General features: G+C 52.9%; 9 protein-coding genes. 3 read left to right on the forward strand and 6 right to left on the reverse strand.

The features are described from left to right. Positions 1–395: 395 nt before the first annotated feature. The 3 genes from Poly59_RS19185 to Poly59_RS19195 all read left to right on the forward strand — a co-directional run bounded on the left by Poly59_RS19185 (position 396) and on the right by Poly59_RS19195 (position 5,198). Positions 396–1,382 carry an AAA family ATPase gene (locus tag Poly59_RS19185; RefSeq protein WP_146535726.1) on the forward strand — a complete coding sequence of 329 codons (987 nt, stop codon included), beginning with the start codon at positions 396–398 and terminating at the stop codon, positions 1,380–1,382. A 30-nt stretch (positions 1,383–1,412) separates the two neighbouring features. Next, positions 1,413–3,869 (forward strand): S8 family peptidase, encoded by a 2,457-nt coding sequence (locus Poly59_RS19190; protein WP_246151763.1) that lies wholly within the window; start codon positions 1,413–1,415, stop codon positions 3,867–3,869. Between the two features lie 114 nt (positions 3,870–3,983). Then, the gene (locus Poly59_RS19195; protein WP_146535727.1) at positions 3,984–5,198 is read left to right on the forward strand and encodes a glycosyltransferase; all 1,215 of its coding nucleotides are present in this window, start codon (positions 3,984–3,986) and stop codon (positions 5,196–5,198) included. Here the strand turns inward: Poly59_RS19195 and Poly59_RS19200 are convergent. The 6 genes from Poly59_RS19200 to Poly59_RS19225 all read right to left on the reverse strand — a co-directional run bounded on the left by Poly59_RS19200 (position 5,193) and on the right by Poly59_RS19225 (position 11,406). Continuing rightward, positions 5,193–6,926 carry a glycosyltransferase family 2 protein gene (locus Poly59_RS19200; protein WP_146535728.1) on the reverse strand — a complete coding sequence of 578 codons (1,734 nt, stop codon included), beginning with the start codon at positions 6,924–6,926 and terminating at the stop codon, positions 5,193–5,195. The genes Poly59_RS19195 and Poly59_RS19200 overlap by 6 nt on opposite strands. A 39-nt stretch (positions 6,927–6,965) precedes the next feature. Further along, positions 6,966–8,213, reverse strand: a complete 1,248-nt coding sequence (locus tag Poly59_RS19205) for a DUF1559 domain-containing protein (RefSeq protein ID WP_146535729.1) — start codon at positions 8,211–8,213, stop codon at positions 6,966–6,968. 83 nt (positions 8,214–8,296) lie between these two features. Further along, positions 8,297–9,394, reverse strand: coding sequence for a glycosyltransferase family 4 protein (locus Poly59_RS19210; RefSeq protein WP_146535730.1), 1,098 nt, complete (start codon positions 9,392–9,394; stop codon positions 8,297–8,299). A gap of 45 nt (positions 9,395–9,439) precedes the next feature. Then, a complete protein-coding gene (locus Poly59_RS19215; RefSeq protein ID WP_146535731.1) occupies positions 9,440–10,123 on the reverse strand; it encodes a transposase in 684 nt (227 codons plus the stop codon). Between the two features lie 328 nt (positions 10,124–10,451). Further along, on the reverse strand, positions 10,452–10,826 hold the full coding sequence (locus Poly59_RS19220; protein WP_146535732.1) for a hypothetical protein: 375 nt from the start codon (positions 10,824–10,826) through the stop codon (positions 10,452–10,454). A 7-nt stretch (positions 10,827–10,833) separates the two neighbouring features. Beyond that, entirely contained in the window at positions 10,834–11,406 is a 573-nt protein-coding gene (locus Poly59_RS19225; RefSeq protein WP_146535733.1) for a hypothetical protein, read from the reverse strand. Positions 11,407–11,431 lie beyond the last annotated feature (25 nt).

Genomic DNA, 11,431 nt, shown 5'->3' on the forward strand with positions numbered 1-11,431 from the left:
TTGTGGTGAGTTTGGACATTCCTAGCACGAGAGCTTCGCGGGTCAAAGCAAAATCATCGGCAACAAGAATACGGATTGGGAAGGCGACGCAGCCAGCCGAATGAAATGCAGTTCCGACAACGCTCTATTGGCGATTCAGTTGAGTGAGCTGCGAGTCGAGAATGCCCCGCTGATTTGAAACTAAATGCCGAGACCAAACCTCCCGGCAGCAACGATCACTCGCCGGTTACACGCTCACAGCGTGGGATCAACTGCTCTCTACTTGGCATTGCCCTGTCGGCGAAAAATTGCGTATCTGCCGTTGAGCAAGCCCTAGGTCCGTTTTCGGTGTAAAATGGACGGAGTAGACTAAAGGGGCACAACGCATTCCCGATCTTTAGTTTTTATGTGGTTCCGTGGCTACCGCTCAGCAAATCAAATCGCTTGTACGCAGCTTTACCGCAGGTGACGAGGAACACTTCGTTATGGTTGCGTTGCAGATTGCTGCGAACTCGGCGAAGAGGGGCGATGGGAAACAAGCAAAGGAATTGCGGGATCTCGTTGACGAAGTCAAGCGGCGTCAAAGTCACGATCGGCAGTCGAGTCCTGTTCCGATCGCTCGGCCTTCGGGGGATCTTGCTGGCCTGCTCGCCACCAGTTTTCCCAAGACACGATTGTCAGAAATGGTGCTGTCGAAGGAAACTCTTGGCCCGCTCTCACGCGTCATCCATGAATACCGCCATCAAGAAAAGTTGCGTAGCCATGGATTGTCGGCTCGTCGAAAGTTGCTGTTGGTCGGCCCGCCGGGGTGCGGAAAAACAATGACCGCATCAGCAATTGCTGGGGAATTGCACCTTCCCTTGTTTTCCGTCCAGCTGCACGGGCTGATTACTAAGTTCATGGGCGAAACGTCCGCTAAGTTGCATTTGCTTTTCGAAGCGATGCATTCCACACGTGGTGTCTATTTTTTCGATGAGTTCGATGCCATTGGAGGCAATCGCGGCGCGTCCAACGATGTTGGCGAAGCTCGCCGCATTCTCAACTCCTATCTGCAGTTCTTGGAGCAAGACGATTCAGATAGCTTGATTCTGGCAGCAACCAACTTCGTGGACATGTTAGACGATGCATTGTTTCGTCGCTTCGATGACGTAGTGCGTTACTCGCGGCCATCCAAGCAAGAAGCAGAGTCATTGATCCGCAATCGCCTGCATGCATTCCTCCCCTCTCGCGTAGGTTGGAAGAAGATACAATCGGCCGCAGAGGGGCTTAGTCATGCCGAGATTGCTCGGGCTTGCGACGACGCCGCAAAGCAATGTGTGATCGACGACAGAGCGAAAGTGACGACCTGTCACCTGGCAGAGTTTTTGAACGAACGTCAGTTAGCTCGATCACCAAACGAATAAACTTCTCGTTGATTGAGTGAGCTGGGGCCTATGGCAACGTTACCGCACTTGTTTCCCCAAGAAACGGTCAAGACGGAAGAGTACGTCTATCCGCGTGAGGTCCGAGGTGGCCCCACTTTCAATAGTCCTCCGCGCGATCGGATTCCTCACTCTGACGATTTGATTAGCCAGCTCAACTCGCTTGAGGCGACGGACGATGTGTCCGGCGAAGAGCCAAGCGTCGATAGATCCAATTCACTCAGCGGGAAAGTTCTCGAATTCTCGGGAGCTTGCGGATTCGATTTGAAATCCGACAGTCTTGGATTTAGACCGAGCGGCATTGAACTCCGCTCCGTTCGTCGCGATCGCGAAGGGACAATGCACGCAACCGTATTTGTCCCCGATGGAAAGATGGGATTCTTTGTCAAGCGGTGCGAGGAATATGCGAGAGAAGAAACGGGAGGCAAGACGCCGCGACCGAAGCACAAAGACTTGATCGAAGGCATTAGCCAGATTCGCCTCGCTTCCCTAAAATCATTCTGGAGCGATGCCGGAAGCTTCCCCACCGAAGTGGAAAATGAATACTGGTGGGAGCTATGGCTCAGCAGTGTGTCCCAGGACAACGTCGCCAGCAAATTTCAAGCGGACGCACAACCGATAGGAATTACGGTCGCACCCGAGAAGTTGCGTTTCCCAGAAAGAATGGTCGTTCTTGCGAAGGCAACTGCCAATCAATTGAAGTCAATCCCGAATCTGTTTGAGTATCTGGCAGAGGTCCGGCTCGCAAAGCTATTGTCGAGCGAACTTCTCGATTTGCCGCCAATCGATCAGGCTGAATACGTCAACGAAGCACTAGGGAGGATCACCTTTGCGATGGCGGCTTCGCCGGCCGTCTGCCATTTGGATACTGGGGTCAATCGCGATCATCCGCTATTGAAACCAGCGATTCACGAAAATCATGTTTTGACAGCGAACCCAGATTGGGCGGCAACTGACCGCGTGGGTCATGGCACCGAGATGGCAGGTATCGCACTTTATGGCTGTCTGACAGAAGTATTGAATCAACCGCAGTTGATCTCGTTATCGCATCGGATTGAGTCCGTTAAAATTATGGGTTTGGGTTCAACGACCGATCCCGCGCTCTGGGGAGCATTGACTCAGCAGGCGGCAAATCGCATTGAGATTGTATCACCTGAGAATTGCTGCCGTAGCTTTTGCCTAACGGTCACGGCACAAGCCCGAGATGAGGGATATCCCTCATCTTGGTCCGCTGCAATTGATCAGTCCGCTGCTGCGATGGATGAAAACACTGATCATCGACTTTTCATTGTGTCGGCTGGAAACTTATCTCTTGAGCAACGTCGAGAGTATCCGGATCGCAATTTCGTTGAAGGGATAGAAGATCCGGCGCAATGCTGGAATGCCATTACGGTGGGTGGCTACACCGAGAAACAGTCGATTCGACAGAGCGGCCTCGAAGAATGGGAACGCCTTGCGGTCGGTGGTTCGCTGAGTCCCGCAAGTCGAACCTCGCGCGTTTGGGACGACAAGAGTTGGCCGATCAAGCCTGAAATTGTCATGGAGGCCGGAAACATGCTCCGCAATCCGACCACCGGTGACGCAGACTTTGCCGACGACCTTTCACTGCTCACAACTCGTGTTGATCCAAGCGGTTCACTGTTAACCACGACGGGCGACACGAGCGCTGCCGCAGCATTAGCGTCGCGGTTTACTGCACGATTGTGGGCTGAATATCCACGCCTATGGCCCGAAACGATTCGTGCGCTGACCATACATTCGGCGACATGGACTGATTCCATGCACGCCATTGCCCAGGGCGAGAGCCGGGAAACACTCTTGCGAACCTTCGGATACGGAGTTCCCGATTTTGGCTCGGCTTCGCGAAGTGCCAAGAATTCCGCAACGATGATCATCGAATCCCAAATGCAACCTTTCGAGAAGACATCCGCGCGAATTAAGACCAAGGACATGCACTTTCATCGTTTGCCGTGGCCTCGCGCAGTGCTGGCGAGTCTAGGTGAGATTGAAGTGCGGTTGAAAATGACGCTGTCCTACTTCATCCAGCCGAGTCCCGGTCGTCGAGGATGGACCAATAAGCATCGCTACCAATCACACGGCCTACGTTTCGATGTGAAGCGTCCCGCAGATACGGATGACGAATTCCGAAAACGACTCACGGCGTCGGCTCGCGCAGAAGACGAAGGTTATCAATCGGAACCCGATGATCGGAATTGGCTGATGGGTCGCAACCTGCGCTGCAAGGGTTCCATTCACTGCGACACATGGACCGCCACGGCAGCCGATCTCGTGGCCGCGAATTATATCGCGATCGTCCCAGTCACTGGATGGTGGAAAGAGCGTCCTCATCTGGGCTACCACGACAGCACAACAAACTATGCACTGGTTGTTTCGATTGAAACAGACGACATCGAAACGGATCTCTACACTCCTATTGTTAACGAAATTGCGATCTCCAATTTGATTTGATCTGGCATCGCAATCTGAAGTTTTGCAATTGGATGCGGCTGCGGATATTGTGATCCAAGTTTGCCGTATCTCCTCGCACGAATCATTTTCACGACGCTTCTGGAAACTTGATCGTTGGCAAAAATCTTAGTGACATGGGAGCTTGGCAGCGGCCTAGGGCACTTGCTTCCTTTGCGAGTCCTGTCAGAGCAATTAGTTACGGCCGGGCACGAAGTCGCTCTCGTATGTCGCGGAGCCTCGCAGCTTGACCAATCTCTAATCGCTGGCCCATTCACCATCATTGACGCTCCTGTATTTTCTTCAACAGAAGACTCAGGCTATCGAGAGGCATCGAACTTTGCCCACACCTTGATGGATGATGGCTTTCTTGTTGCCGGTGAACTTGCTGAGCGTTGCCAACTTTGGCGAAACCTATTTGATGAGCTAAAGCCTGATTGCGTGCTGTTTGATCACAGTCCAATCGCTCTTCTTGCGGCGCAAGGCCTTGGCTTTGCAACGGCTACTCTGGGAACCGGCTTCTGCTGTCCACCGGATGCAGAGCGACTACCCAACTGGCGTCCCTGGCTAGACCGTACAGACGACGAATGCCATGCAGCAGAGCAGCTGGTAACTGCGAACATCAATCACGCACTTTGCCTCTTCGAGCAACCAGAGATTCGCACCATTGGCGAATTATATTATCGTGTTGATCGTCAGTTTCATCAAACCTATCCCGAGCTGGATCACTTCCCTGATCGAATTGGCGCCAACTACGTCGGCATCGTCCCCGTGGATGGTGGTGAAATGCCCAAGTGGCCGCTCTCGCTCGGGAAACGAATATTTGCCTACCTTAAGCAATCACCATGGGCCGAAAAGGTGATCAAAAATCTTGCGATGCTTGGGATGCCAACCCTGGTCTACGGCCCCACTCTCGACGCTGGTGTCGTGGAATTTTATGAAACGAACTATCCCGCGATTTCATTTGCACGAAGCCCGCTTTGTATCGAGCATGTCACGAAGCAATGCGACATCGCGGTCCATCATGGCACGCACGGTGTTTCCGCAGCAGTCTTGCTTGCCGGCAAACCATCCGTGCTATTCCCCATTGCCCTGGAGCAACGAATCACTTGCGTCAACATCCACAAAATGGGTGCAGGCCGACTTGCCAATCCGTTCCGCGAAGCCGAAGTCTTAGACGCGATTCATGACGTGCTGGTAAATGAATCTTACCTGCGGAACGCTGCTTGTTTTGCAGAACAATACCGGACCTGGGACCTGTTTGAGCGTCTAATGAGCGTCGCCCAGTGGATCAGCGAGGCTGCATCCGCCCACGCAGCTCAACATTCATGAGCTTGGCAATTTTGGGATGATTCTTTCCTGCTCGTTGTTCCAATCGACCACATCTGCAAATCCGGCACCAACGATCGAACTCGACCCTTCGTATTTCCGACTTCGAAAACTGACGAGTGAGATATCGCCTTGAGTCGCGATTTTTCGCCCCAGCAGCCTGTACTTTTCGGCATTGTATGTACGTTGGTTGCGAGCAATCTCGCGGCCAACAACACCTGAAAGATCTGAAAGCCATTTGAAGTGCAGGATCGCTCCGGACGGAGCGGAAAAGTTACGCTCAAACGGGTAAGCGACATGCGGATTCCAATTCCAAGTCTCAGCTTTCCAGTACATCAGCGGAACCTTGGCGAGCCAGCCGCAGGGTGCGTTCATTTCTCGCTCTATTGGCCCTCCCGACCAAATGACTCGAGGGACGCCGTCGGCTGGATCGTTCAATTCAAGTCGCACATATCCTTCGCTATCAAACAGCGGGCAGCAATCAACCATCTGCTGATTCGGATCCAAGACCGACGTCAGAAATCCTCGGTCCGAGTAGCAATCGATCGTCACGCACGGCAGCGACGATTGCCCGCTATCTTTCAGCAACCGCACGAGATCGTGCAAATCATGGCGTTCGCAATCGTGATAGACCATCTGTTCATCGGCGTCGGTGCAAACGACCCAACGGCCGGTGCCATAAAACTCTCGTATCAGGGTCGACGACCAACCTGATCCGCCCACCGAACTTCGATACGCATGAGGCATGAAATAGACATCGCAGTCGTGCTGCGATAGGAGTAGTTCAACGGTGCCGTCATCCGATCCATTATCGATGATCGCAAACCGGTCAACGCCCAAACTGCGATAGTGCCGCAGCGTGTCGGGCAATCGCAATCGTTCGTTGAAAGTGATCATGACGCATAAGACCTTGTCCAGCGGCAGCGAAGGCAGTCGCCTGGAAACCTGCAAGTCAACAAAGGCATTCGACATAGCATTTTGCAGTTCCGGCAATTCAGTAGGCGGCTTTCCACTCTCTGGATTCGCCGAGTGCTCCCACCCCAGCACGAGCGGAGTTCCCTGCCCAAGAGCTCGACAAGTGTCGGTGTACCAATCAATCGCGATCGACTTTCGGATATCGCCGACTTCACAGTAGTCGGCCAACCGACCAATCTCGAATTCCGGTTCGCGTCGTAGACGTTCGTAGTCAAAAACCAAATGTTCGACGCCCTCGAGGCTCGAATCCCGGCAACGGATCAGGTCGTGAACAATGTCCTCTACGTCCCCGCGAGGCCACCATGGGTGCCCGTTGGGAGACTTTGATTTTCGCCACGCCGAAATGATCGATTCAGCATCCCGGGATACTGAGACCAGTTTCGCAGCAGATCCGCCATCACTTGTCCAAGCATCGGTCAATTCAGGTACCAATTTGCACAGCGTCGGATGCTTGCCAGCGATACCACATGCATCTTCTTCCACCGCTCGCCATCTCGCCCACTCACTCCACCGCGAAAGACGCTCAACACGAGTGGCAAAGTCAGCTCGGTGACTCCAATTTCCCTCACGCTCGTCAAAGCACTCCAGACATAGCCGCCTTAGGTAAACATCTTCGTAAGTCCAATACCCGTTCCACGCGTTGAAGAACGCGTCTCCGACGAAAAAACCGAAGTGCTTAAGCAGTCCCGTAACAACAGAGGTGCCGCCACGGTAGGAACCCAGTACGGCGACGGACGATAACTTGGGCCTATTCACACCGGACTTTTCTTCTTAAAGCGATGAAACACGTCAAACTCAAAAGTCTGCCGCAATGGGCTCGGCCGATCCACGACTACCGAGTGCCCCCCAAAGTCCGTAAGGGCTTTTCGATCCTGGAACCGTCGGAAGCGTTGGATCCATCGCGGCGCCATTCTGGCGAACGCTGGCATGACCACTGTTCCCCGCTTCGATCGAGTCAGTGATGAACCGAACCGCACCGTCGGCTAAGAGGACATGAGCGCCTCCTGGATGTCGACTCGCGGCGCTAAGCACTCCCTCATCCAGCAAGTCCGTAACATTCCCGAAGGAACTGTTCCAAGTACAACTTTGTCGGTTCGGTGGCAGGATTGTTTGAAACCCCGTGTATCCTACGCGACCACACGCCCATTTATGGCCGCGCCGATTTGTTGGAATCGTCCCCGCTTCCGGAGTCCCTGGCAACCAGAAACTTGGGCGTAACGGATCAATCATCGTTGCGCAAGCGTTTGGATTTGTCCTTAACTCCACCGCGGATGCGCCGATCACCGATCGCACATCGCCGTCACCAAGATCGGTAATGACTTCTCCCATCGCGATCGTGTTCGACAACCCGTCTCGGATATCGGCAAAGCTCGTAAACATTCGATTTACAAAAACTCCACGGCATGATTCACGAGCTCGTTGTGAGGGAATTGAGGTAAAGCGTCCCTCGGGATCCCCCGGCCCTATGTTTGTTTGTTGAATCGCATCACCAACACAAAATGTGAAATTGGTTCTTCCCAGTGCCGGTAGACCAACGCCCGGATCGCTCGGGCATCGAAGCGTTTGAATCTCTGCCATCCATGGTTCATACAAATGAGCCGCTTGCTCGTCCAAGTTCATATTGGGGTGTGGCCCCATCGCGGCGAAGTACGTTCCGGGGCTTCCAACCTGGACTTCGTAAACATTGCTAATCTGCTCCCAGAGTGCCTGTTGCTCCATGAAAGGCAACAGTCCCGGAAAGGCACTCAACTCATTGCCGTTCGTGCTACCAGCCTGCTGCGGAGTTGCCCCTGTGACATAGCCAAAGGTACCGCAGAAAACCGTTCCGCCCATTTGCTTCGGCAGATTTTTGAAGGCTGAGTGGTAGTTGTGAAGTGCCAAACCAACTTGCTTGAAGTTATTTCCGCAACTCATACGTCGGGCGGCTTCGCGAGCGGACTGCACTGCCGGCAAAAGTAATCCGACCAAAACGCCGATGATCGCAATCACTACAAGTAACTCGACGAGCGTAAAGGCTCGAAAACGAACGAGATTTTTCTGCATCAGATTCACTGCCCCAGACTTGCGACGACCCACGTTATTTGCACCAATTCTACACGAAACTACCTCGCGATTTTACTACCCATTCAAGAAGCGATGCCTCGCAAAAACGACTTGACCACGGCCGATTCCGAAAACTGGGGCCGTTCCACCGATGACCACCCTGCCGTGCGAAGATTCGAGTAGAAATCGCGACTATGAAGTAGCTCTTCGATGATGCGTGCCCAGCTTGCCGCGTCTTGATACTCGTCGACAAGAACCCCGCCGCCTCCGACGCTTTCAGGAAGCCCTCCGCGGCGGCTAGCGATGACCGGAACTCCCGCCGCTTGAGCTTCGGGCACGACCATCCCAAACCCCTCCTCCCAGACCGACGGAACTACCAATGCGGATGCGCCCCGATAGACGGGACGCATATCGGGAACCGCTCGTTGGAAATCGACGTTGGGAAAATCTGCGAGTCGATTGGAAAGACCTTTCACGTCGGCCAGATGCATCGGCCAAGACTGCTGCAAGCGAAAATTCACATTCGGCAGCAACGCGGCAAAACCGAGAAAGGTTTCAATTCCTTTTAGCGGATGCGGATTGATCATCAACACATATCCCGTTTCCCGATTATCCGTACTGAGATCCCTATCGCCGGGATCAAAATCAAAGATTGGATAGACGACTTTGGCTTTTCCGCCAGCATCCTTCCCGATCCGATCAGCGATATACTGGGACAAGCCCACAAACTTCGTTCCAAGAAGGGCAGTCGAGCGGACTGTCGCAGCGTCATACACACAGTCCATCATGTATTGCATCGAGGCATATCCTTTGGACACCGCCTCTCGTACAAGACCGGGTGCTCCCTCCAGTTGCCCCCAGACCAATGTTGGTTGAAAGGATGCGAGTTGCCGATCGTATTCGACATTCAACTTTGTGGTGGCGACACATCGATACCCCATGTCAAAGCTCAGGCCCGTTTCCATGGCTGCGGTCGCATGAATGCCCAATGCGTCCCAAGCATCTCTGCCTGGAACAAACTGCGCTAATTGAACAGGCGATGCACCACCGATCCACATGACCTCAACCTCCGGCCGTTTCGACAGGGCCAGTAGCAGTCGGTGCGTAACCCGCGCCGCACCACCAAGAAGCATTGGATAGGGTGGGCGTCCCTGGATGACAAGAATTCGAGTTGTCGACATTTCCCACCGTGCTTTGATCGAACGACCTGCCTTGCGATTGTTTCGTCACTCCGGTGGCGGAGTCTTCTTCGGGCGACCTCGCGGACGCAAGGTTGACTCCAGGTCATACCGGCGAGCGATTGATTCTACCCAAGCTTCACCGCCAAAGGGGCTTCCACGCTGAACGCACCATCGCAGCCTTTCCAATTCGTGATCCGACAATGTCCGCCGCACCCAAGCGATCCAATCGGGGCGTCTGGCAATCGGCCACGGTGTAAGTAGCGAACGCTCGGTTGTCGTGCCTGAGTTCCAACGCCAGAGGCTTCCGAATCGCCAGTCCTCGGGTGATTGACAGAGCTCTGCCGAGAAGGCGTTTCGTTCGACGTAACGATTGACCGTCAGGAAATGCTCATCGTCTTGAACGGGGAACGACTTGTATCGGCCCTGGTACAGATGGCCCCGGCCCGCCGAGTGATGATGGGCGTGATAGCGCTGAGTATGCGTCAACTGCAACCACTGGGCGAATCTCGACATTTCACCATCCTGTCGCGGACGAACGACCATGTGCCAGTGATTGGGCATCACGCAGTAACTGAACAGATCAATCTCGAAACGGGTGACCGCGTCGACGAGGATTCGTTCGAAGGCTTCATAGTCGGCCATCTTCTCGAACAGCTCAGTCCGCCAATTGGCACGATTGAGCATGTGGTAGATCGCACCGGCAGCGTCCGCCCGCTTGGCTCTTCCCATCGCCCGATTCCAGTCGCGTTAAAGCTGGATTCTAACAAAATGCCAGGCATGGCGCATAGAAACGGTACCTGACACCTTTTCCTTGTCCTAACAAAATGCCAGGCATGGCGCATAGAAACGGTACCTGACACCTTTTGCCTGTCTGACACCTTTTGCCTGTCCGGACCGATACGAACCTAGAGTCCTCAAGCGAAGACAGAAAAACTACAAGCTGATGCAAAAGCCAAGGCACGACTACAAACCAGGCGAGGCATAGGACTTACGTCGATTAAGTGCCATTCGTACCTGACACCTTTTCCTTGTCTGACACCTTTTCCTTGCCTTTCCCCTAGATAGATTCCATCGCATAGGCAAAACGCTTTAACGCTCGCTCGAGATCTTTCATCGAAAGCTCCCCCATTTCTCGCAATCTCAGTTTCTTTTTATCTTCCGAAGCTAGTGCATCACCGATGAGCGGCAACAGCTCACTAGCACCCAGATCAAATATCTCCACAAGAACCGTACTGCAACATTTAATTAGCACCTCGCGACTGATTCGCTCAGCCGCAACAGTCGCTGACGCGGCCCCCACCGTAAAATACACAAGAGCCTCGCGGTAGTTCGTCTCGAACTTAAATCGCGTTGAATCAAGAAACGGAAGTGAATTACCGATTAGCACGCGAAGTAGGAAACACAATTCTTCATCAAAGTCGTCATCTAGCATTGCACTTTTATTCCACGATTCTGCTATTAATTCCTTCAAACAACACACCTGAGCATCTCGCCTCTATGAGGTGCTTCATGAATGCCGATGTGCAAAAAATGGAATTCCCTCCTCCTTTTACTTGAAACAAACAAGACTTTCCGATTTCTTTACTGGAAACAACTAGTTCGTTAACGTCCCGAATTGTGTCGGTGCCTGTGAAGTACTTTAAATCTGAATCCGCGCCAACGCTTACTTGACGAGTAAAGTGAAGCACGAAACCATGAAAATCGTCGGGGAAATAGCTTGGAAGTTCAGTGAATTCTTTTATCGGCAGAAACTCAACGCCTTCGACGTCTGAAAATTTACATAGAGCCTTCGAGTTTACAATTACAAAACTGTCAAATGGATATACGTCGAGCTCTCGCGCCCCCTCTCCTCCATCAAATTCAACGGGGACAGGAACCCATTTGTCCGCTTGTGATTCGAGAGCTTCCATAGCACCAATGAATCTCGCATCTTCAGTTTCTGAAACAAGATCTTGCGCTAAAGTGAAACAATCGCCACTGTCATCGGTTGCAATAAATTCAAAAATTTCCATGGCGTGACTTCTCGTTAAATGAATT

The sequence above is a fragment of the Rubripirellula reticaptiva genome (genome assembly GCF_007860175.1).
In the GTDB taxonomy this organism is placed as follows: domain Bacteria; phylum Planctomycetota; class Planctomycetia; order Pirellulales; family Pirellulaceae; genus Rubripirellula; species Rubripirellula reticaptiva.